Annotated in this window: 19 protein-coding genes; 6 read left to right on the top strand and 13 right to left on the bottom strand. The window is 55.2% G+C overall.

What is annotated here, in order from left to right:
* Positions 1-138: 138 nt before the first annotated feature.
* The 9 genes from sucD to sdhC form a co-directional block, all read right to left on the bottom strand.
* Positions 139-1,020, bottom strand: a complete 882-nt coding sequence (gene sucD, locus AAEZ03_RS15315; protein ID WP_003223019.1) for a succinate--CoA ligase subunit alpha — start codon at positions 1,018-1,020, stop codon at positions 139-141.
* Entirely contained in the window at positions 1,020-2,186 is a 1,167-nt protein-coding gene (sucC, locus tag AAEZ03_RS15310) for an ADP-forming succinate--CoA ligase subunit beta (protein WP_048368573.1), read from the bottom strand. The genes sucD and sucC overlap by 1 nt, the downstream gene beginning before the upstream one ends.
* A gap of 227 nt (positions 2,187-2,413) precedes the next feature.
* Positions 2,414-3,850 carry a dihydrolipoyl dehydrogenase gene (gene lpdA, locus AAEZ03_RS15305; protein WP_048368574.1) on the bottom strand — a complete coding sequence of 479 codons (1,437 nt, stop codon included), beginning with the start codon at positions 3,848-3,850 and terminating at the stop codon, positions 2,414-2,416.
* Positions 3,851-3,955: 105 nt separating this feature from the next.
* On the bottom strand, positions 3,956-5,179 hold the full coding sequence (gene odhB, locus AAEZ03_RS15300) for a 2-oxoglutarate dehydrogenase complex dihydrolipoyllysine-residue succinyltransferase (RefSeq protein WP_262123674.1): 1,224 nt from the start codon (positions 5,177-5,179) through the stop codon (positions 3,956-3,958).
* 41 nt (positions 5,180-5,220) lie between these two features.
* On the bottom strand, positions 5,221-8,052 hold the full coding sequence (locus tag AAEZ03_RS15295) for a 2-oxoglutarate dehydrogenase E1 component (RefSeq protein ID WP_048368576.1): 2,832 nt from the start codon (positions 8,050-8,052) through the stop codon (positions 5,221-5,223).
* 257 nt (positions 8,053-8,309) lie between these two features.
* The gene (locus AAEZ03_RS15290; RefSeq protein WP_153390264.1) at positions 8,310-9,014 is read right to left on the bottom strand and encodes a succinate dehydrogenase iron-sulfur subunit; all 705 of its coding nucleotides are present in this window, start codon (positions 9,012-9,014) and stop codon (positions 8,310-8,312) included.
* A gap of 11 nt (positions 9,015-9,025) precedes the next feature.
* Entirely contained in the window at positions 9,026-10,801 is a 1,776-nt protein-coding gene (sdhA, locus tag AAEZ03_RS15285) for a succinate dehydrogenase flavoprotein subunit (protein ID WP_048368578.1), read from the bottom strand.
* Between the two features lie 3 nt (positions 10,802-10,804).
* On the bottom strand, positions 10,805-11,173 hold the full coding sequence (gene sdhD, locus AAEZ03_RS15280; RefSeq protein WP_003446906.1) for a succinate dehydrogenase, hydrophobic membrane anchor protein: 369 nt from the start codon (positions 11,171-11,173) through the stop codon (positions 10,805-10,807).
* On the bottom strand, positions 11,167-11,553 hold the full coding sequence (gene sdhC / locus AAEZ03_RS15275) for a succinate dehydrogenase, cytochrome b556 subunit (RefSeq protein WP_019408939.1): 387 nt from the start codon (positions 11,551-11,553) through the stop codon (positions 11,167-11,169). The genes sdhD and sdhC overlap by 7 nt, the downstream gene beginning before the upstream one ends.
* A 350-nt stretch (positions 11,554-11,903) precedes the next feature.
* Here sdhC and gltA point away from each other — a divergent pair, with 350 nt between their 5' ends.
* Positions 11,904-13,193, top strand: coding sequence for a citrate synthase (gltA, locus tag AAEZ03_RS15270; protein WP_153335663.1), 1,290 nt, complete (start codon positions 11,904-11,906; stop codon positions 13,191-13,193).
* Between the two features lie 254 nt (positions 13,194-13,447).
* Here the strand turns inward: gltA and AAEZ03_RS15265 are convergent, their stop codons facing one another.
* The 3 genes from AAEZ03_RS15265 to AAEZ03_RS15255 form a co-directional block, all read right to left on the bottom strand.
* Positions 13,448-15,106, bottom strand: a complete 1,659-nt coding sequence (locus AAEZ03_RS15265) for a cation acetate symporter (RefSeq protein ID WP_153335662.1) — start codon at positions 15,104-15,106, stop codon at positions 13,448-13,450.
* Positions 15,103-15,414, bottom strand: a complete 312-nt coding sequence (locus AAEZ03_RS15260; protein WP_153335661.1) for a DUF485 domain-containing protein — start codon at positions 15,412-15,414, stop codon at positions 15,103-15,105. Before AAEZ03_RS15260 ends, AAEZ03_RS15265 begins: the two co-directional genes overlap by 4 nt.
* Before the next feature lie 222 nt (positions 15,415-15,636).
* The gene (locus tag AAEZ03_RS15255; RefSeq protein ID WP_278940656.1) at positions 15,637-16,491 is read right to left on the bottom strand and encodes a glycine betaine ABC transporter substrate-binding protein; all 855 of its coding nucleotides are present in this window, start codon (positions 16,489-16,491) and stop codon (positions 15,637-15,639) included.
* Between the two features lie 281 nt (positions 16,492-16,772).
* Here AAEZ03_RS15255 and AAEZ03_RS15250 point away from each other — a divergent pair, with 281 nt between their 5' ends.
* A complete protein-coding gene (locus tag AAEZ03_RS15250) occupies positions 16,773-18,314 on the top strand; it encodes a glycoside hydrolase family 17 protein (protein ID WP_350579711.1) in 1,542 nt (513 codons plus the stop codon).
* Between the two features lie 79 nt (positions 18,315-18,393).
* Here AAEZ03_RS15250 and AAEZ03_RS15245 read toward each other — a convergent pair whose 3' ends face one another.
* The gene (locus tag AAEZ03_RS15245) at positions 18,394-18,762 is read right to left on the bottom strand and encodes a hypothetical protein (RefSeq protein ID WP_350579709.1); all 369 of its coding nucleotides are present in this window, start codon (positions 18,760-18,762) and stop codon (positions 18,394-18,396) included.
* Positions 18,763-18,995: 233 nt separating this feature from the next.
* Between AAEZ03_RS15245 and mlaY the strand changes: the two genes are divergently transcribed.
* From mlaY to AAEZ03_RS15225, 4 genes are all read left to right on the top strand, one after another.
* The gene (mlaY, locus tag AAEZ03_RS15240; RefSeq protein WP_048368585.1) at positions 18,996-20,294 is read left to right on the top strand and encodes a lipid asymmetry maintenance lipase MlaY; all 1,299 of its coding nucleotides are present in this window, start codon (positions 18,996-18,998) and stop codon (positions 20,292-20,294) included.
* Positions 20,287-21,075, top strand: a complete 789-nt coding sequence (locus AAEZ03_RS15235) for an MlaA family lipoprotein (RefSeq protein ID WP_262123669.1) — start codon at positions 20,287-20,289, stop codon at positions 21,073-21,075. Before mlaY ends, AAEZ03_RS15235 begins: the two co-directional genes overlap by 8 nt.
* A gap of 213 nt (positions 21,076-21,288) precedes the next feature.
* Positions 21,289-21,732 (top strand): response regulator, encoded by a 444-nt coding sequence (locus tag AAEZ03_RS15230; RefSeq protein WP_350579705.1) that lies wholly within the window; start codon positions 21,289-21,291, stop codon positions 21,730-21,732.
* Positions 21,668-21,943 carry a helix-turn-helix transcriptional regulator gene (locus AAEZ03_RS15225; RefSeq protein WP_350579702.1) on the top strand — a complete coding sequence of 92 codons (276 nt, stop codon included), beginning with the start codon at positions 21,668-21,670 and terminating at the stop codon, positions 21,941-21,943. Before AAEZ03_RS15230 ends, AAEZ03_RS15225 begins: the two co-directional genes overlap by 65 nt.

Below are 21,943 nucleotides of genomic sequence, written 5' to 3'. Positions count from 1 at the left end.
AGCTTGCTCGCGATCTTTTTTAAGATCAAAAGATCGCGAGCAAGCTCGCTCCTACAGTTGGTTTTACGTATCGCAGAATGCACAAAGGCCACCCGAAGGTGGCCTTTGCCTGGTGTAGCAGTCAGTTAAGCGCGTAGCTTACTTGACAGCCCAACCGGTCAGCTCGGCCAAGGCCTTGCCGATGTCTGCCAGCGAACGCACGGTTTTTACGCCTGCGTCTTGCAGAGCAGCAAACTTCTCGTCTGCAGTGCCCTTGCCGCCAGAGATGATTGCGCCAGCATGGCCCATGCGCTTGCCTGGAGGGGCAGTCACACCAGCGATGTAGGAAACAACTGGCTTGGTTACGTGTGCCTTGATGTAGGCAGCCGCTTCTTCTTCAGCCGAACCGCCGATCTCACCGATCATGACGATCGCTTCGGTCTTCGGGTCTTCCTGGAACAGTTTCAGGATGTCGATGAAGTTCGAGCCAGGGATCGGGTCACCACCGATACCTACACACGTCGACTGACCGAAACCGGCGTCAGTGGTTTGCTTCACAGCTTCGTAAGTCAGGGTGCCGGAACGCGACACGATGCCTACTTTGCCTGGCAAGTGAATGTGACCTGGCATGATGCCGATCTTGCACTCACCCGGAGTGATCACGCCTGGGCAGTTAGGGCCGATCAGGGTAACACCCAGCTCGTCGCACTTAACTTTAGCGTCCAGCATGTCCAGGGTAGGAATGCCTTCGGTGATGCACACGATCAGCTTGATGCCGCCGAACGCTGCTTCAAGGATGGAGTCCTTGCAGAAAGGAGCCGGAACGTAGATCACGCTGGCGGTGGCGCCAGTGGCAGCTACAGCGTCTTTCACGGTGTTGAACACTGGCAGACCCAGGTGCTCGGTGCCGCCTTTGCCCGGAGTTACGCCGCCAACCATCTTGGTGCCGTACTCGATGGCTTGCTGGGTGTGGAAGCTACCTTGCGAACCAGTGATGCCCTGGCAGATAACTTTGGTGTCTTTATTGATCAGGACGCTCATTACTTGCCCTCCGCAGCTTTAACAACTTGTTGAGCAGCGTCGGTCAAGCTGGTAGCAGCGATGATGTTCAGGCCGCTGTCTGCCAGTACTTTAGCGCCCAGTTCAGCGTTGTTGCCTTCAAGGCGCACAACCACCGGGATTTTCACGCCGACTTCTTTCACGGCGCCGATGATGCCTTCAGCAATCATGTCGCAACGAACGATGCCGCCGAAAATGTTAACCAGTACTGCCGCGACATTGCTGTCGGACAGAATGATTTTGAACGCTTCAGTTACGCGTTCTTTGGTGGCGCCGCCACCTACGTCGAGGAAGTTGGCTGGCTTGCCGCCGTGCAGGTTAACGATGTCCATGGTACCCATGGCCAGACCGGCACCGTTTACCATGCACCCGATGTTGCCTTCCAGCGCTACGTAGTTCAGTTCGAACTGGGCAGCGTGCGCTTCGCGCGGATCGTCTTGCGACGGATCGTGGAAAGTTTTCAGCTTAGGCTGACGATACATGGCGTTTGCGTCGATGTTGATTTTTGCATCGAGGCAGTGCAGGTCGCCGTCAGTCTTGATAACCAGCGGGTTCACTTCCAGCAGGGCCAGATCGTGATCCTTGAACAGTTTGGCCAGACCTACGAAGATCTTGGCGAACTGAGCAACTTGCTTGCCTTCCAGACCTAGCTGGAATGCCAACTCGCGACCCTGGAATGGCTGAGCGCCAACCAGTGGATCGATGGTTGCTTTGAGAATTTTTTCTGGCGTGTCGTGTGCGATCTTCTCGATGTCCACGCCACCTTCGGTGGAAGCCATGAACACGATACGACGGCTGGAACGGTCAACGACAGCGCCCAGGTACAGCTCTTTAGCGATATCAGTGCACGATTCAACCAGGATTTTGGTGACCGGCTGACCATTGGCGTCAGTTTGGTAAGTCACCAGACGCTTGCCCAGCCACTGCTGTGCAAATGCTTTAGCGTCTTCTTTGTTGCGAACCAGCTTAACGCCGCCCGCTTTGCCGCGACCGCCTGCGTGAACCTGGGCTTTTACAACCCATTCGGTCCCGCCAATTTTGTCGCAAGCTTCAGCCGCTGCTTCCGGGGTGTCTACTGCATAACCCTTGGATACTGGCAGGCCGTACTCAGCGAACAGCTGCTTACCCTGATACTCGTGAAGATTCATGCTTTTTACCGTCTTCGTTAGGTACTGCGCATTCGGCGCTGCACTTTTATTAGTGCCGCACCACCTGTGACTGCTGCTTGTGCTGCTTTAGCAAACCCGGCCATTGCGTGAGCAAAGGCCGGGCCTGGATAAAACAAGACAAGACTGCGTCCGGCGGAAGTTCCGCGGTGAGGCTTGCTAGCAAGGCTCACGACGGGCAAACCGCCGTGGTTTCTTATTGTCTGGTCTTAACGTTTCTTACGGTTGGCAATGTGGATGGCGCCGCCATTCACTGCCAGCGCTGCTTCATGCAACGCTTCGGACAGGGTTGGATGGGAGAAAACCATCATGCCCAGATCCTCGGCACTGGTGCCGAATTCCATACCGATTGCGCCCTGCTGTACCAGCTCTGCTGCGCTCGGGCCAATCACGTGGACGCCCAGTACGCGGTCAGTTTTGGCATCAGCAATGACTTTAACAAAGCCACCGGTGTCGTTTGCTGCCATGGCACGGCCACTGGCTGCGAACGGGAAGGTGCCGACGTTAACTTCAACGCCTTCAGCTTTCAAGGCCTGTTCGGTTTTACCTACCCATGCGATCTCCGGGTGAGTGTAAATAACCGATGGAATCAGGTCGTAGTTCATCTCGGTCTTGTGACCTTTGATGCGCTCAACCACCATGATGCCTTCTTCAGACGCCTTGTGTGCCAGCATCATGCCGCGAACCACGTCACCGATGGCGTAAACACCCGGTACGCTGGTCGCGCAATGATCGTCAACAAACACGAAACCGCGCTCGTCGATGGTCACACCGCTGTCAGCTGCCAGCAGCTCGGTGGTCACAGGGCGACGACCTACCGCTACGATCAGCTTGTCGAAGGTGATGGTCTGTTCGCCGTTGGCGTCGGTGTAGGTCACAACGACTTCGTCGCCATTTACCTTGGAACCGGTCACGCGAGCGCCCAGCTTGATGTCCAGACCTTGTTTGGTCAGGGTTTTGTAGGCTTCTTTGGACACAGCAGCGTCAGCAGCCATCAGGAACGTGTCCAGTGCTTCCAGAACGGTTACCTGAGCGCCCAGACGGGACCATACCGAACCCAGTTCCAGACCGATAACGCCAGCGCCGATAACGCCCAGACGCTTAGGTACGGCCTGGAATTCCAGAGCGCCGGTCGAATCAACGATCACGTTGTTATCAACTGGAGCTGGCGGAATGTCGATAGGACGCGAACCGGAAGCCAGAATCACGTTCTCGGCTTCGATGATTTCAACGCTGCCGTCTGGCTTGGTCAGCTCAACGCGCTTGCCGGCCAGCAGTTTGCCGTGGCCTTGCAGGGAGGTCACACCGTTGGCTTTGAACAGGGTCGCAACGCCGGAGGTCAGGCCTTTGACGATGTTGGCTTTACGGCCAACCATCGCTGGCACGTCCATGTTCACTTCACCGGTGGTGATGCCGTGGATAGCAAATGCATCCTTGGCTTCGTGATACTTCCAGGAGCTGTCCAGCAGCGCCTTGGATGGAATGCAACCAACGTTCAGGCAAGTACCGCCCAATGCCAGCTTGCCTTCTTTGTCGGTGTATTTTTCGATGCATGCAGTCGAAAGGCCCAGTTGCGCGGCCTTGATCGCGGCAACGTAGCCGCCAGGGCCCGCACCAATCACTACAACGTCAAATTTCTGAGACATGGGAATAGATCCTCTATTAGCTACAAGCTTCAAGCTCGGAGCTTCAAGCTGCAAGCCAAGCTGCGTTACAGGCAGCTTGAAGCTTGCAACTTGAAGCTGCTCCTATTAAATATCCAGCAGCAGACGAGCTGGGTCTTCCAGCAGGTTTTTGATGGCTACCAGGAAACTTACAGCTTCTTTGCCGTCGATCAAGCGGTGATCGTAAGACAGAGCCAGGTACATCATCGGACGGATTACAACCTGACCGTTGACTGCCATTGGACGCTGAAGGATGTTGTGCATGCCCAGGATCGCGGCTTGCGGCGGGTTAACGATCGGGGTCGACATCATCGAACCGAAAGTACCACCGTTGGTGATGGTGAACGTACCGCCGGTCATTTCGTCGATCGACAGTTTGCCATCACGGGCTTTTTTGCCGTAAGCAGCGATGCCGCCTTCGATTTCAGCCAAGCTCATCAGTTCAGCGTTACGCAGTACTGGAACTACCAGGCCACGGTCGCTGGACACTGCAACACCGATGTCGGCGTAGCCGTGGTAAACGATGTCCGAACCGTCGATCGACGCGTTGACAGCCGGGAAGCGCTTCAGCGCTTCGGTAGCGGCTTTAACGAAGAACGACATGAAGCCCAGGCGTACGCCGTTGTGGGACTTCTCGAACAGGTCCTTGTACTTCGAACGCAGTGCCATGATTTCGGTCATGTCAACTTCGTTGAACGTGGTCAGCATCGCCATGTTCGACTGAGCTTCTACCAGACGCTTGGCCACAGTAGCGCGAACGCGGGTCATCGGAACGCGTTTTTCTACGCGATCGCCAGCAGCGAATACCGGAGCAGCGGCAGCAGGCGCAGCAGCTTTGGCAGGTGCGGCAGCCGGAGCGGCCTTCTTGGCAGCAACAGCGGCAACAACGTCTTCTTTGGTCACACGACCGCCTTTGCCAGTACCGGCAACGGAAGCGATGTTGATGCCGTTTTCTTCAGCGATCTTGCGTGCAGCCGGAGCAGCCACTGGATCGTCTTCGCCGTCAGCAGCGGCTGGAGCAGCAGCTTGGGCAGCCGGCGCAGCAGCAGCGGCTGGCGCTGCGGCAGCAGCGCCGCCTTCAACGATGGAGCCCAGCACTTCGTCGGACAGAACGGTATCGCCTTCGTTTTTCACGATTGCGCCCAGAACGCCGTCAGCAGTCGCCAATACTTCCAGTACGACTTTGTCGGTTTCGATGTCAACGATCAGGTCGTCACGCTTTACAGCGTCGCCTGGTTGCTTGTGCCAGGTGGCAACGGTGCCATCGGCAACCGATTCCGGAAATGTTGGGGCTTTGATCTCGATAGCCATGTTCTTTGGTTCCTTTAATTCGGTTTCAGTGCGCGAAGGCGTTAAACAGTGAACGCGTCTTGCAACAGTTTGGCCTGTTGCTCAGCGTGCATCGATGCGTAACCACAAGCAGGTGCAGCAGAAGCGTCACGGCCCGCGTACTCAAGCACGAGAGATTTATCGTGACCGCCAATGATGCGACGCATGTGGTGCTGGCTGCAGTACCAGGCGCCCTGGTTCATTGGCTCTTCCTGACACCAAACAATGTGCTTGGCGTTTTTGTACGGAGCCAGGACTTCAATCAAGTCGTCCTCAGGGAACGGATACAGCTGCTCAAGACGCACGATAGCGATGTCATCACGACCTTCGGCACGGCGTTTTTCCAACAGGTCGTAGTAGACCTTGCCGCTACACAGCACGATACGACCGACGTTCGCCGGATCTTGTGCATCGATTTCTGGAATAACGGTCTGGAACGAACCTTCGGCCAGATCTTCCAGTGTCGAGATTGCCAATTTGTGACGCAGCAACGACTTCGGTGTCAGTACCACCAGCGGCTTGCGCAGCGGACGGATAACCTGACGGCGCAGCAGGTGGTAGATCTGCGCTGGAGTGGTTGGTACGCACACCTGAATGTTGTGCTCAGCGCACAATTGCAGGTAACGCTCAAGACGTGCCGAGGAGTGCTCTGGGCCCTGACCTTCGTAGCCGTGTGGCAACAGCATGGTCAGACCGCACAGGCGACCCCACTTGTGCTCGCCGCTGGTGATGAACTGGTCGATAACAACCTGTGCACCGTTGGCGAAGTCACCGAACTGGGCTTCCCAGATCACCAGGCCGTTTGGCGTGGTGGTCGAGTAACCGTATTCGAATGCCAATACCGCTTCTTCCGACAGCAGCGAGTCGTACAGGTCAAAGCGAGGCTGACCTTCGTACAGGTGCTGCAGAGGAATGTAGGTGCTGGCATCTTTTTGGTTGTGCAACACAGCGTGACGGTGCGAGAACGTACCGCGGCCGATGTCCTGACCGGTCATGCGGATCGGGTGACCTTCGAACGCCAGGGTCGCGTATGCCATGGTTTCGGCATAACCCCAGTTAATCGGCAGGCCGCCGGCTTGCATTTTTTGACGGTCTTCGTAGATCTTCGACACCTGACGCTGCATGACGAAGCCTTCTGGAATTTCCAGCAGCTTGGCCGACAGTTCTTGCAGGGTTTTGAGATCAAAGCGTGTGTCGTGACGCGCAGTCCAGGCGTGGCCCAGGTACGGACGCCAGTCAACGAACAGCTCTTTGTTCGGCTCTTTGACCAGACTTTTCACAACATGCAGACCGTTGTCCAGCGCGTTGCGGTATTCGTCGATCTTGGCCTGAACGCGCTCTTCGTCTACCACTTTTTCTTGAGTCAGACGCTCGGCATACAGTTCACGCGTGGTGCGCTGCTTGGCGATTTGCTGATACATCAACGGCTGAGTACCGTTTGGCTCGTCGGCCTCGTTGTGGCCGCGGCGGCGGTAGCAGAACAGGTCGATCACGACGTCACGCTTGAACTGCATGCGGTAGTCGATTGCAAGCTGGGTCACGAACAGAACGGCTTCCGGATCATCACCATTGACATGGAGGATCGGCGCCTGAATCATTTTCGCGACGTCAGTGCAGTACTCGGTCGAACGCGAGTCTTCAGGGTTGCTGATGGTGAAGCCAACCTGGTTGTTAATCACCAGGTGAACCGTACCGCCAGTCTTGAAGCCGCGAGTCTGCGACATCTGGAAAGTTTCCATGACCACGCCCTGACCTGCGAATGCAGCGTCACCGTGGATGGAAATAGGCAGTACTTTTTCGCCCGTTGCGTCGTTACGACGGTCTTGACGTGCACGTACCGAACCTTCAACCACTGGAGAAACGATTTCCAGGTGGGAAGGGTTAAACGCCATGGCCAGGTGAACTTCGCCACCGGAGGTCATCACGTTGGAGGAGAAGCCCTGGTGGTATTTAACGTCACCGGAACCCAGCTCGATTTGCTTCTTGCCTTCGAACTCGTCGAACAGATCGCGCGGGTTTTTACCGAAGGTGTTGACCAGCACGTTCAGACGGCCACGGTGGGCCATGCCGATAACGATTTCTTTGGTGCCGTAGTTGCCCGAACGCTGAATCAGCTCGTCCAGCAACGGAATCAGACTCTCGCCGCCTTCCAGACCGAAACGCTTGGTGCCCGGGTACTTGGTGCCCAGGTACTTCTCCAGGCCTTCAGCTGCGGTCACGCGCTCAAGCAGGTGGCTTTTGATGTCTGCCGAATAGGTCGGACGGCCACGTACGCTTTCGAGACGCTGTTCAAACCAGTGGCGTTGCTCGGAATCGACGATGTGCGTGAACTCGGCGCCAATGGTGCGGCAATATGTCTGCTGCAACGCTTCGAGAATTTCGCGTAGGCTCGCTTCCTCTTTGCCGATATACAGGTCGCCGGCACGGAAGGTCGTATCAAGATCGGCATTGGTCAAGCCGTAATGATTGATCGACAGGTCTGCAGGTGCAGGACGCTGCCACAGCCCCAGCGGATCAAGCTGGGCTGCCTGGTGGCCGCGCATCCGATAGGCCTGGATCAATCGCAGCACTTCAACCTGCTTCTTCTCGTGTTCGCTGCTCACGCTACCGGCAGATACCGGTTGGGCGCGGCGCTGGTTCTTCGCCAGCAACACGAAATGATCGCGGATTGTGGAGTGCGAAACATCGTTGGCAGAGTTGCCCTCAGTAGGCAACGTCTGAAATTTGGTGCGCCATTCTTCTGGCACAGCGTTAGGGTCGTGCAGGTAGAGCTCATAGAGCTCTTCCACATAGGCAGCGTTACCACCTGAAAGATAGCCGCTGTTCCACATGCGCTGCATCACGCTTTCTTGCATGCTTGGTCACCCTCGGTTAGGGGACACCATCGGCGAAAACACCACAGCACTTGAGAAAGTCCGAATACAGCGACTAAAACAAGCCACTAGAGTCACGCTGATAGTCCGGGTACCAGCCCGGATGCCCCTGCTGGTCTCATTTCTTCAAAATAAGAGCCGCAACTTTGTGAGCTGCTGCTCAGGTTATAACTACGGCGCCGGTTGAAGCCTGCGCCGTAGCATCTACGGTTACAACGGTGTTGCAGTGCAGCTTTGAATCACACGCCGCTTTGCAGCAGCATGCTACGCACGTGACCGATGGCCTTAGTCGGGTTCAGGCCCTTCGGACACACGTTTACGCAGTTCATGATCCCGCGGCAGCGGAATACGCTGAACGGGTCATCCAGCGAAGCCAGACGCTCGTTGGTCTTGGTGTCACGGCTGTCAGCCAGGAAGCGGTAGGCTTGCAGCAGTGCAGCAGGGCCCAGGAACTTGTCCGGGTTCCACCAGAAGGATGGGCACGAAGTCGAGCAGCAAGCGCACAGGATGCACTCGTACAGACCGTCGAGCTTTTCACGCTCTTCTGGCGATTGCAGACGCTCGATGGCCGGAGCCGGAGTATCGTTCTGCAGGAACGGCTTCACCTTCTCGTATTGCTTATAGAAGATGCTCATGTCGACAACCAGGTCACGGATAACCGGCAAACCTGGCAGCGGACGAATCACCAACTTGTTACCTTTTACAACGGAAGACAGCGGCGTTACGCACGCCAGGCCGTTTTTACCGTTGATGTTCATGCCGTCGGAGCCGCAAACGCCCTCACGGCAAGAGCGACGATAGGAGAAACCTTCGTCCTGCTCTTTGATCAGGGCCAGTACGTCCAGCACCATCAGGTCTTTACCGTTGGTATTGACCTGGAATTCTTGCATGAACGGCGCCGCGTCCTGATCCGGGTTGTAGCGATAAACACTGACTTTCAACATATCGGCCACCCTTAGTAAGTACGAACCATTGGCTGGAAGGTCGGAACGGTTTTCGGCGAGAAGTTCACCGCACGCTTGGCTACGCGTTTCTCACCCGGGAAGTACAGGGTGTGGCACAGCCAGTTAACGTCGTCACGATCTTCGAAGTCTTCACGGGCGTGAGCACCGCGCGATTCCTTACGGGTTTCAGCAGCGATAGCAGTGGCTTCAGCCACTTCGAGCAGGTTTTGCAGCTCAAGGGCTTCGATACGAGCAGTGTTGAACGCCTGGCTCTTATCGTTGATCTTCACGTTGGCAATACGCTTGCGCAGGTCTTGCAATTGGGTAATACCCTTCTGCATGTATTCGCCGGTACGGAATACGCCGAAGTAGTTCTGCATGCAGCTCTGCAGTTCTTTGCGCAGGGTCGCAACGTCTTCGCCATCAGTGCGCGAGTTCAGACCGTCCAGACGTGCCAGGGCAGCGTCGATGTCGGACTGACGTGGACGAGCGTAATCAACGCCTTCTTTCAGGGTCTGCTCAAGGAACAGGCCGGCAGCACGACCGAATACCACCAGGTCGAGCAGCGAGTTGCCGCCCAGACGGTTGGCACCGTGAACCGATACGCACGCCACTTCACCTACTGCGAACAGGCCAGGGATGATCTGGTCGTTGCCGTCGGCGTCCTGGGTGATCGCCTGGCCATGAATGTTGGTGGCAACGCCGCCCATCATATAGTGGCAAGTTGGAACCACTGGAACGGGAGCCAGTACCGGGTCAACGTGTGCGAAAGTCTTGGACAGTTCGCAGATACCTGGCAGACGGCTGTGCAGAACTTCTTCACCAAGGTGGTCAAGTTTCAGCATTACGTGGTCGCCATCTGGACCGCAACCGTTGCCCGCGATGATTTCTTTAACCATCGAGCGTGCTACTACGTCACGACCAGCAAGGTCTTTGGCGTTCGGAGCGTAACGCTCCATGAAACGCTCGCCATGCTTGTTGATCAGGTATCCACCTTCACCACGGCAACCTTCGGTAACCAGTACACCGGCGCCGGCAATACCGGTTGGGTGGAACTGCCACATTTCGATGTCCTGTACCGGTACGCCTGCACGCAGGGCCATGCCGATACCGTCGCCAGTGTTGATCAGGGCGTTGGTCGTCGAAGAGTAGATACGGCCTGCACCGCCAGTCGCCAGTACGGTGGCGTTGGCGCGAACATAGGAAGTTTCGCCAGTTTCGATGCAGATAACGATCATGCCAACGAAATCGCCGGCTTCGTTTTTAACCAGGTCGACACCGTAGTATTCGTTCAGGAATACAGTGCCGGCTTTCAGGTTGGCCTGGTACAGGGTGTGCAGCAGCGCGTGACCGGTACGGTCAGCAGCAGCGCAGGTACGGGCAGCCTGGCCACCTTTACCAAAGTCCTTGGACTGACCGCCGAAAGGACGCTGGTAAATACGGCCTTGCTCGGTACGGGAGAACGGCAGACCCATGTGCTCGAGTTCGAATACGGCCTCTGGGCCTACGGAACACATGTATTCGATAGCGTCCTGGTCACCGATGTAGTCGGAACCCTTGACGGTATCGTACATGTGCCAGCGCCAGTCATCGTTTGGATCCGCAGACGCGATCGCGCAGGTGATGCCACCCTGAGCCGATACGGTGTGGGAACGAGTCGGGAAAACCTTGGTGATTACAGCAGTCTTGTGACCGCCTTGAGCCAGCTGCAACGCAGCGCGCATACCGGCACCGCCGCCGCCAATGATGATGGCGTCGAAGGAAAGTGTATTAACTGTGTTAGCCATGAATCAGATACCCCAAAGAATCTGCACACCCCAGACGAAGTAAGCGAACATCGCAACGCCGCATACTGCCTGGAAGAGGAAACGTACTGCTGTCGCGGACTTGCCCAGCGCCATTGGCGTCAGGTAGTCAGTCGCGATGGTCCACATGCCGACCCAGGCGTGAGCGCCAAGGGCAACCAGGGCCAACAGGCTGAAGATACGCATCCAGTTGCTTGCGAACAGTTCGTGCCATTGGGCGTAGCCAATGCCAGGGTTCGCAACGAGGTATCCAATCAGGAAAATGAAATAAGCCGCTAGAACGACCGCAGACACACGTTGTGCCATCCAGTCATAGAGGCCCGAACGCGATAGGTTCGTAACGCTGGTTACCATATCCAAACTCCTGCCAGAACAATCATCACTACGGAAATGACGATTACGATTTTCGAGCCCAGCTTGCCGCCTTCCAGCGTCTCACCGATGCCCATATCCATGATCAAGTGGCGCACACCGGCAACCAAGTGATACAGCAAGGCAGATAGCAGGCCCCATGCAATGAATTTGGCCAGCGGGCTGGTCAAGCATGCCTTCACCTCGGCAAAACCTTCTTCGGAACCCAGGGATTTGCTCAATGCATAAAGCATGAAGCCCAGGCCAAGAAAAAGAATGATGCCCGATACGCGGTGCAGAAACGACGTAACGCCGGTGATGGGGAGTTTGATGGTCCTTAGGTCTAGGTTTACAGGTCGTTGGCTATTCACGGCTTTTTTCACACTGAAGAGCCCCTAACAATCAGGGCAAGTTTGTTGGGATGCGCACTGGTCAGGTACCCACCACCCGGGAGTGACGACCCCCATCTAAACAGGCCCAAAAGCCTCTGGCGGTCGGCTGCCGAGTATAGACAGTTAGGTTACTAATGACAACGCAATCACCTCCCTCTAATAGAGCATTGCACTCTTGGCATAAAAGGCGTAAACGGCGGGGATATTCGAGAAAAATGACTCCTGAAAGCCTTGTACAGCAAGACTTTAGGCAAATTGACATTCAAATTTATCTAACTATAGTGGTGCGGGCCCTGCGTGGGGGGTCTGTCTGATGATTTCAAGCATAAATAGGAGGCCACATGGCTGACAAAAAAGCGCAGTTGATCATCGAGGGCGCTGCCCCCGTCGAGCTGCCCATTTTAACTGGCACCGTTGGTCCCGATGTAATCGATGTGCGCGGCCTCACGGCCACGGGCCGATTCACATTCGACCCAGGCTTCATGTCGACTGCATCCTGCGAGTCGAAGATCACCTATATTGATGGTGATAACGGTATCCTGCTGCACCGCGGCTACCCGATCGAACAACTGGCTGAACACTCTGACTACCTGGAAACAGCTTACCTGCTGCTGAACGGCGAACTGCCGACGGTAGAACAGAAGGCTCAGTTTGTCAGCAACGTGAAGAACCACACCATGGTTCACGAGCAGTTGAAGACCTTCTTCAACGGCTTCCGTCGTGACGCTCACCCGATGGCCGTCATGTGCGGCGTGGTCGGCGCACTGTCGGCTTTCTACCACGACTCCCTGGACATCAATAACCCGCAGCATCGCGAAATCTCCGCGATCCGTCTGGTTGCCAAGATGCCAACGCTGGCCGCCATGGTTTACAAGTACTCCATGGGTCAACCCATGATGTACCCGCGTAACGACCTGAGCTACGCCGAAAACTTCCTGCACATGATGTTCAACACACCGTGCGAGATCAAACCGATCAGCCCGGTACTGGCCAAGGCCATGGATAAGATCTTTATCCTGCATGCCGACCACGAACAGAACGCATCGACCTCTACCGTACGTTTGGCAGGCTCCTCGGGCGCCAACCCGTTCGCGTGTATCGCTGCAGGCATCGCGGCACTGTGGGGCCCGGCTCACGGCGGCGCCAACGAAGCTGTTCTGACCATGCTTGACGAAATTGGCGATGTGTCCAACATCGACACATTCATCGCCAAGGCCAAGGACAAGAACGATCCATTCAAACTGATGGGCTTTGGTCACCGCGTTTACAAAAACCGCGACCCACGCGCCACCGTGATGAAAAAGACCTGCGACGAAGTACTGAAAGAGCTGGGTATCAAAAATGACCCACAACTCGAACTGGCCATGCGCCTGGAAGAGATCGCTCTGACCGACCCTTACTTCATCGAGCGCTCGCTGTACCCGAACGTCGACTTCTACTCGGGGATCATCCTCAAAGCGATCGGCATTCCTACCAGCATGTTCACCGTAATCTTCGCCCTGTCGCGGACTGTCGGCTGGATCTCGCACTGGAAAGAAATGCTCTCCAGCCCGTACAAGATTGGCCGTCCGCGCCAGCTGTACACCGGCTACGAGTCGCGTGACTTCAGCAAGCTTGAAGACCGCAAATAAGACCATTGATACCACGATAGCGTCTTAGCTGCTGCCGATACGGCCTCTACCTGGTAGAGGCCGTATTTTTTTGTGCGCAGTAAACACTGCGTGTAGGAGCGAGCTTGCCTCGCGATCTTCTGATCTTTAAAAGATCGCGAGGCAAGCTCGCTACAGGGTACGAAACATGTCTCGCAGACATAAAAAATCCCCCTGCCTTACGACAGAGGGATTTGATTTAACGTGCAGCTTGCAGCTAACAACTTGCCGCTGAATTAGTGATCTACCGCCCCGCTCGCCCCAAGACCCGTCTGTGAACGTACAAACTGCGGGAAGAACAGCGCACGCTCTTTCGCAGCCGACTTGGATTTGTCAGTCACGGAGAAGAACCAGATACCCACGAACGCAATGATCATGGAGAACAAAGCTGGATACTCGTAAGGGAAGATCGCTTTTTCATGATGCAGAATCTGCACCCAGATGGTTGGGCCCAAGATCATCAAGCCAACCGCGCTGATCAGACCCAGCCAGCCGCCGATCATGGCGCCGCGTGTGGTGAGGTTTTTCCAGTACATCGAAAGCAGCAGTACCGGGAAGTTACAGCTCGCCGCGATAGAGAAGGCCAGGCCCACCATAAACGCAATGTTTTGGCTTTCGAACAAGATACCCAGACCAATCGCCAGCACGCCTAGAGCAACGGTGGTGATTTTGGAGACGCGAATTTCTTCTTTATCGTTGGCCTTGCCTTTTTTGAACACACTGGCGTACAGGTCATGAGACACCGCCGAAGCACCGGCCAAGGTCAGACCTGCAACCACCGCGAGAATCGTCGCGAAGGCCACGGCCGAGATAAAGCCCAGGAAGATGCTACCGCCCACCGCGTCCGCCAAATGCACAGCCGCCATGTTGTTACCGCCCAGCAAAGCGCCTGCAGCGTCTTTGAAGTCCGGGTTAGTGCTCACCAGAATGATCGCGCCGAAACCGATAATGAACGTCAGGATGTAGAAGTAGCCGATAAAACCAGTGGCATAGAACACGCTCTTACGAGCTTCTTTCGCGTCACTCACCGTGAAGAAGCGCATCAGAATGTGCGGCAGGCCAGCAGTACCAAACATCAGCGCCAAGCCAAGGGAGAATGCCGAAATCGGATCCTTCACCAAACCGCCAGGGCTCATGATCGCTTCACCTTTAGGGTGAATTTTTACCGCTTCGGCAAACAGCGAGTTGAAATCAAAGTTGACGTGTTTCATGACCATCACAGCCATGAACGTCGCACCAGACAGTAGCAACACCGCCTTGATGATCTGCACCCACGTGGTTGCCAGCATGCCGCCGAACAACACATACAGGCACATCAGGATGCCCACCAGAATCACCGCAACGTGGTAATCCAAGCCGAACAGCAATTGTATGAGTTTGCCAGCACCCACCATTTGCGCTATCAAGTAAAACGCCACGACCACCAGCGAACCGCAGGCAGACAGCGAGCGGATCTGGGTTTGACCCAAGCGATACGAAGCAACATCAGCAAAGGTGTACTTGCCCAAGTTACGCAGACGCTCTGCGATCAGGAACAAGATAATCGGCCAACCCACCAGGAAGCCGATCGAATAGATCAGCCCATCGTAGCCAGAGGTATAAACCAGCGCGGAAATACCCAAAAACGATGCGGCAGACATATAGTCGCCAGCAATCGCCAGGCCATTTTGAAAACCGGTAATCTTGCCACCCGCCGCATAATAGTCCGCGGCCGACTTATTGCGTTTCGATGCCCAGTAAGTAATACACAGCGTGGCGCCCACAAACACGACGAACATAATGATCGCCGCGACATTAAGCGGTTGTTTTTGCACCTCACCGGTCAGGGCATCAGCCGCCCAAACCGAGGGAGCCAAGGCTGCAATGCCCAGTGCTGCCAATAGACGCCCGATCATTGCTCAGCCTCCTTGAGAATTGCAGTGTTAAGCGCATCAAACTCGCCATTAGCCCGACGGACATAGATACCGGTCAGAATAAAGGCCGAAAAAATCAGCCCCACACCAATCGGTATTCCCCAGGTAATAGCGGAGCCGGGGTACAACTTGGCCCCCATGATGTGCGACCCATAAGCAATCAATAGAATAAAGGCGGCATATAAACCGAGCATGATCGCCGAGAGAATCCAGGCGAATCGTTCTCTTTTTTTGACCAGCTCCTTGAAACGCGGGCTGTTTTGAATCGAGAGGTAAATGCTGTCGTTCATTATTTTTGTCCTCGCAGCACAGAAGAGATGTAACGGTTTCACTATTAGGGGGCTTCGATCTCTAAGCCAGACGACTTTAGTAGTAGAACCGAAATGCCCTACAGGCCCCGTATTCTCTAGGCTGCGCGAATAAAGACATCATTTCGCCAGCGCCGAAAACAGAAAAACCGCCCGGCGATTAAACCGGGCGGTTCTGTGTGCTGCGAGCTAGACGCTTCGCGATTATTTGGCCGTCCACTCGGCGACACGCTCAGGATGTTTGGCAACCCACTCCTTGGCAGCAGCTTCTGGCTTGGCACCCTCTTGAATAGCCAGCATGACCTCACCAATTTCGTCTTTGGAATTCCACGAAAACTTTTTCAAGAACGCTTCAACTTCGGGTGCTTTCTTTTCCAGGTCCTTGCTACCGACACTATTGACAGTTTCTGCAGCGCCAAAGACGCCCTTTGGATCATCCAGGAAGCGCAACTTCCACTTGGCGAACATCCAGTGCGGGACCCAGCCCGTTACTACAATCGGTTCATTTTTAGCGTATGCACGCCCCAGTTCAGAGGTCATGGCCGCACCCGAACTGGCTTGCAATTTGTAATTCAAACCGTAGTCCTTGATTGCTTCGTCCGCCTTCAACATCACGCCCGACCCGGCATCAATCCCTACGATTTTGTTTTTATAGCCTTTATCGTCCTTCAAATCAGCAATCGACTTGGCCTCTACATACTCAGGCACAATCAAACCAATCTTTGCTTCTTTAAAGTTGGGGCCAAAATCCACCACTTTGTCTTTATTCTTGGCCCAGTATTCGCCGTGGGTCACTGGCAGCCAGGCAGACAACATTGCATCGAGTTTGCCGGTGGCCACGCCCTGCCACATGATGCCCGTGGCCACCGGCATCAACTTCACGTCGTAACCCAACTTCTGCTTGATCACCTCTGCGGCCACGAACGTTGTCGCCACACTGTCGGACCAACCGTCGACATAACCGATATTAAGGGTGGGCTTGGTCTGAGCAATCGCCAACCCCGCACTCATCGCCAGCACCAAGGCAGCTCCCGCGCTCAAGAGTCGTCGCATCTTCATCTATGATTCCTCGCTGTGCCGGGCCCGACGAGTGCCGGACCACATCAGGTTTCAGGGCTTTATAAACACCCCGACATAACATCCCCCCTGATAATCGGCCTCGCCTGCCAAGTGCCCTGCTCTGACGACGACGCCCAGCCAACCATCAACGACATCCACCGCTGGCCGAAAGCACTTTGCCCAGACGCCCACCTGAACATTGCATGACAAAATTATACGGACGCGCTAGGCGCCACTGATTGCAGGTAAGATGCGCGGCTTTGCTCCCATACGGCCTGACCATGTCCGCGACTGCCCGCTCCCCTGTGTTGCCTTACCTCCTTGCCTGCTTGCTGGGCGTGTGTGCCATTGCCGGTTTCTGGTATGGCCTGGGCAAACCCGTCATCCTGCCCGATGCCGCCACCCCTACGCACAAACTGCAATGTGCGTCTTACACACCGTTCGACAAAGACCAGTCCCCGTTCGACCAGCCTTTCGTACCCCGCGTAGAACGCATGGACGCGGACCTGGCATTGTTGGCGACACGCTTTGAGTGTATCCGCACGTACTCCCAGGCCGGGCTTGAAGCCCTCCCGCAGTTGGCCCGCAAACATGGCCTGAAGATGATGAGTGGCGCCTGGGTTAGCAGCAATCCGGTAGAGACCCAAAAAGAGGTCGACGCACTGATCGCCAACGCCAATGCCAACCCGGATGTCATCAGCGCCGTGATTGTCGGCAACGAAACCTTGCTGCGCAAAGAAATCACTGCACCCCAACTGGTCAAGCTGATCACGCAGGTCAAAAGCCAGATCAAACAACCTGTCACCTACGCCGATGTGTGGGAGTTCTGGTTGCAACACCCCGAGATTGCACCGGCAGTAGACTTTCTGACCATCCACTTGCTGCCGTATTGGGAAGACGACCCTGCGGGGATCGACCAGGCCGTCAACCACGTCGCCCAGGTGCGCCAGGAATTCGGCAGCAAATTCGATAAAGACATCCTGATCGGCGAAACCGGCTGGCCCAGCGAAGGCCGCCAGCGCGAAACCTCCCTGCCGAGCCGTGTCAACGAAGCCAAATTCATTCGTGGCTTTGTCACCCTGGCCGAACAGAACGACTGGAAATACAACCTGATCGAAGCCTTCGACCAACCTTGGAAGCGTGCAAGTGAGGGTGCAGTGGGCGGTTACTGGGGGCTGTTTGATGCCGACCGCCAAGACAAAGGCATACTTGCAGGCCCCGTAACCAACCTGCCCCATTGGCCAGCCTGGCTGGGGCTGGGCATCGCCCTGTTTGCGGCCACATTGTTGATCGGTGGACGCGTACGCAGCACGCGCTCGGCCCTGTTACTGCCGGCCTTGGGGGCCGTGGCGGGTTGTAGCCTGGTGGCATGGGCCGAACTTGCATCAGTCACCAGTCGCTTTGCCGAAGAATGGACATGGGCCGGGTTGTTGATTGTGCTCAATCTGATTGTGCTCGCCCACGGCGCTTTGGCGCTGGGGCAACAACAGGGCTGGCGTAAGCGCCTGTTCAACGTGCTCGAGCGTCATGCTGGGTGCTGGATCGCAGCCGCCGGGTTTGCCGGTGCAGTCATGATGCTGGGCCTGGTATTTGAACCCCGCTATCGCAGCTTTCCGAGTGCCGCTCTGGTGCTGCCAGCTTTGGTTTACCTGCTGCGCCCGGCGAGCGGACCACGGCGTGAACTCAGCCTGTTGGCGCTGATCATCGGCGCGGGCATCCCGCTGCAACTGTACCGAGAAGGCCTGAACAACCAACAAGCCTGGGTATGGGCCTTGGTCAGTGTATTGATGGTCATCGCGCTGTGGCGCAGTCGCCGTCAATAACCTAAAAAATCTGTAGGAGCGAGCTTGCCTCGCGATCTTTTGATCTTTAAAAAGATTGCAAGCTCGCTCCTGGACTGGATTATTTTTGCGGTTTTTCCCGAACCAGCCGCAACCCCGCAATCACCACGGCAAAGACCGCCAAACTGGCGTTGTAGAGCGCCAATGCCGGCAAACCAAACAGCAACGCCAAAACCGCCAGTGCATTGCCAACACGTCCCCGTACAAAAAAAGCCAGCACCGACGTCACCAACGCCGCCCAGCCCAACGCCCTGAATTGAATCAACCAGCCAAGGTTTGAGCGCAACTGGCATTCCCAACGCCCGGCCTCAGCAACGCACGTTCCCACCCATTGCGGGTCCTCCATCAAGCCGTAACGCAGGCCATAACTGGCCGCCAGCCACAATGGCAAGGCAATAAGCAGCAAGATCCACGGCAAACGAGGGTGCATACAAAACTCCAATAGGCAAAAGCGGCGCCCAGCTTAATCGCCCTTTAGGGGTATGCAAGCCTTGCAATCAGATAACTGTTCACTAAAGTCATTCAACGTGTATCTTCTGGTAGTTCATTGCCTGCTTTCTTCTGCCCGGGGGATGTATTTTGTGTCAGACAATGGCACTTCGACTGTAGCCCTGTGGTCATAGCCTGCGAATCATTTTCCGCACTTTATTAGGGATAGTCGTCATGCTTCGTTCTCTACCCTTTGCCGCCTTGCTGTGCGGCCTTATTTTGAGTGCGTCCGCACAAGCGGTCGATGTCGACCCCGCCACTTATGGCTACCCCCTGACCAACCCCTTCGAAGCCACAATTGCGACAACCCCGCCGGAAATGCGCCCACTGCTGCCCAGCGAAGATGACATCAACCAATCGGATTACACCCTCAAGCTGCGACCAGAGCGCGAGTTCACCTTGCCGGCCAACTTCTGGGCAGTAAAAAAGCTCACCTACCGAATCGCCAAGCAAGACCACGCGGCCCCGCTGATCTTCTTGATCGCCGGTACAGGGGCGCCCTACGACAGCAGCCTCAACGAGTTTTTGAAAAAGCTGTTCTATCAAGCGGGCTATCACGTTGTGCAACTGTCGTCGCCAACCAGCTATGACTTTATGAGCGCGGCTTCACGCTTTGCCACACCCGGCATCAGCCAATACGATGCCGAAGACTTGTATCACGTCATGCAAGCGGTTCGCGCCCAACAAGCCAATGTGCCGGTGACCGAGTACTACCTCGCGGGTTATAGCCTGGGCGCATTGGACGCGGCATTTGTCAGCCACCTGGACGAAACCCGCAAAAGCTTCAACTTCAAGAAAGTCTTGATGCTTAACCCGCCGGTGAACCTGTATACGTCCATCAGCAACCTCGACAAGCTGGTACAAACGGAAGTTAAAGGCATCAATAGCAGCACCACGTTCTACGAGTTGGTACTGAACAAGCTCACCGAGTACTTCAAGCAGAAAGGCTACGTCGATCTTAATGGCGCGCTGGTCTACGACTTGCAGAACTCCAAAGAGCGTTTGACCAACGAACAGATGGCAATGCTGATTGGCACTATGTTCCGGTTCTCATCCGCCGACATCGTGTTCACTTCAGATTTGATCAACCGTCGCGGTCTGATCACGCCTCCCAACTACCCCATTACCGAAGGCACTAGCCTGACGCCATTTCTCAAGCGCTCACTGCTGTGCGACTTCGATTGCTACCTCACCGAGCAAGTCATACCGATGTGGCGCGCCCGCACCGATGGCGGCAGTTTGCTGCAACTGATCGACCAGGTCAGCCTGTATGCCTTGCAGGACTATTTGAAAAACAGCCCCAAAATTGCCGTTATGCACAATGCCGACGACATCATCCTGGGCCCTGGTGATTTGGGCTTCTTGCGCAAGACCTTCGGCAACCGCCTGACTGTCTACCCGTATGGTGGCCACTGCGGCAATCTCAACTACCGCGTTAACACCAAAGACATGCTGGAGTTCTTCCGTGGCTAAACATCTCGTGCTTCTCGCCGCCCTACTCAGTGCCGGCTACGCCCAGGCAGACGACAGCAAAGCCAACATCGAACCTACCCACGACGTTGATGGCTTTACTCAACCCCTAAAACTGTTGAAGTTCAATCCAGGCCTCGATCAGCGTGAATTCGAACGCGCCACCATGGATGCGCTCAATGTCTATGACCCGCTGGAGTCGATTAACCGGCGGATTTACCACTTCAACTACCGCTTCGATCAATGGGTGTTCCTGCCGGTGGTCGACGGCTACCGGTATGTCACCCCCAGTTTTGTACGTACCGGTGTCACCAACTTCTTTAATAACCTGGGTGATGTACCCAACCTGTTTAACAGCATGCTGCAGCTCAAGGGCGATCGCTCCTTGAAAACAACGGCACGCTTGTTGTTTAACACTACGCTGGGGGTTGGCGGCCTGTGGGATCCTGCTACCGCCATGGGCCTGCCGCGTCAGAGCGAAGACTTCGGGCAAACCCTGGGCTTTTATGGTGTACCGGACGGCCCCTATTTGATGCTGCCGATCCTGGGCCCATCAAACCTGCGCGACACCACGGGGCTGGTGGTCGACTACGGCGCCAATCGAGAAATCAACTTCCTCAACGTACCGCGCGAAAGCTCGCGCCACCCGGAAATCTGGCTGCTGCAAGCCATCGATAAACGCTACAACACCAGCTTCCGTTACGGGCAATTCGACTCGCCATTTGAATATGACAAGTTGCGTTATATCTATACTGAGGCTAGAAAGTTGCAGATCACGGAATAACTTTTTCAGGGCTGAGAAACTAACTTCAGCCCTGAATTCTTCTTAACTCATCAGTCTAGACGGTAAGAAAATTCTTGGGAGAATATACGAAACAGCCTACTTTTACACAGGCGCATAGACTGCTAAGGTAAACGCCGCCTTAAACACATAGATATTTTTTATGATTTCTACTACCTGCTTACTACTGACAGCTATCATTTGCCTCTCCCCATCATGAGCCAACGAATAATTCTGGCAGATGATCATCCCGTAGTACTCACCGGCATACGCTTGACACTTAACTGCGCCTTTTGCGATGCAATAATAAGCGAAGCTCGCTCCACGGATGAGTTAATACAACTACTGAAACACCATCCATGCGATCTTCTGATAACCGATTTTTCTATGCCAGACGGAAAAACACCTGATGGCATCAGGCTGATCAGCTATATACGGCGCCACTTTCCACGCACCAAAATCATCATTATCACGATGATCAACAACCCACTCATATTAAGTAACTTACTCAAATTGGGTGTCAGCGGACTATTTGACAAACGCCAACCACTGGAACAACTGATACACGCAATCACACGCAATCACACGCACAAGCATGGGATCAACCTATATCAGCGAGACATTTTCTGGCATCCAAAACCCTTTATCACACGACAATAACCCGCACCTACCCTTGTCACTGTGCGAGCTTGAAGTTGTGCGGCTCATCAGCCAAAACTATTCGGGTCGAGACATCGCAAAAGTCCTTAATCGCAGTGAAAAAACCATCAGCCGACATAAACGCGCCGCCATGCAAAAGCTTGGAGTTCGCTATGTCAGCGACTTGGCCAGCTATGTGCAAAACAATGGGCTGGGAAACGTTCAGCCTTAA

Origin of the sequence: Pseudomonas sp. HY2-MNA-CIBAN-0224 (assembly GCF_040310285.1) — a bacterium.
GTDB classification, from domain to species: Bacteria; Pseudomonadota; Gammaproteobacteria; order Pseudomonadales; family Pseudomonadaceae; genus Aquipseudomonas; species Aquipseudomonas helleri.
Note: the sequence above shows the minus strand (reverse complement) of the source record. Positions and strands in the feature narration are given on the sequence as shown.

Bases quoted from the DNA above. Each gene is read 5' to 3' on its own strand.
- sdhD (WP_003446906.1), bottom strand. From the start codon at position 11,173: ATGGTAACCAGCGTTACGAACCTATCGCGTTCGGGCCTCTATGACTGG.
- sucC (WP_048368573.1), bottom strand. From the start codon at position 2,186: ATGAATCTTCACGAGTATCAGGGTAAGCAGCTGTTCGCTGAGTACGGC.
- sdhA (WP_048368578.1), bottom strand. From the start codon at position 10,801: ATGGCTAACACAGTTAATACACTTTCCTTCGACGCCATCATCATTGGC.
- AAEZ03_RS15290 (WP_153390264.1), bottom strand. From the start codon at position 9,014: ATGTTGAAAGTCAGTGTTTATCGCTACAACCCGGATCAGGACGCGGCG.
- AAEZ03_RS15250 (WP_350579711.1), top strand. From the start codon at position 16,773: ATGTCCGCGACTGCCCGCTCCCCTGTGTTGCCTTACCTCCTTGCCTGC.
- AAEZ03_RS15245 (WP_350579709.1), bottom strand. From the start codon at position 18,762: ATGCACCCTCGTTTGCCGTGGATCTTGCTGCTTATTGCCTTGCCATTG.
- AAEZ03_RS15230 (WP_350579705.1), top strand. From the start codon at position 21,289: ATGAGCCAACGAATAATTCTGGCAGATGATCATCCCGTAGTACTCACC.
- odhB (WP_262123674.1), bottom strand. From the start codon at position 5,179: ATGGCTATCGAGATCAAAGCCCCAACATTTCCGGAATCGGTTGCCGAT.
- sucD (WP_003223019.1), bottom strand. From the start codon at position 1,020: ATGAGCGTCCTGATCAATAAAGACACCAAAGTTATCTGCCAGGGCATC.
- lpdA (WP_048368574.1), bottom strand. From the start codon at position 3,850: ATGTCTCAGAAATTTGACGTTGTAGTGATTGGTGCGGGCCCTGGCGGC.
- AAEZ03_RS15265 (WP_153335662.1), bottom strand. From the start codon at position 15,106: ATGATCGGGCGTCTATTGGCAGCACTGGGCATTGCAGCCTTGGCTCCC.
- AAEZ03_RS15260 (WP_153335661.1), bottom strand. From the start codon at position 15,414: ATGAACGACAGCATTTACCTCTCGATTCAAAACAGCCCGCGTTTCAAG.
- AAEZ03_RS15255 (WP_278940656.1), bottom strand. From the start codon at position 16,491: ATGAAGATGCGACGACTCTTGAGCGCGGGAGCTGCCTTGGTGCTGGCG.
- AAEZ03_RS15225 (WP_350579702.1), top strand. From the start codon at position 21,668: ATGGGATCAACCTATATCAGCGAGACATTTTCTGGCATCCAAAACCCT.
- AAEZ03_RS15295 (WP_048368576.1), bottom strand. From the start codon at position 8,052: ATGCAAGAAAGCGTGATGCAGCGCATGTGGAACAGCGGCTATCTTTCA.
- gltA (WP_153335663.1), top strand. From the start codon at position 11,904: ATGGCTGACAAAAAAGCGCAGTTGATCATCGAGGGCGCTGCCCCCGTC.
- mlaY (WP_048368585.1), top strand. From the start codon at position 18,996: ATGCTTCGTTCTCTACCCTTTGCCGCCTTGCTGTGCGGCCTTATTTTG.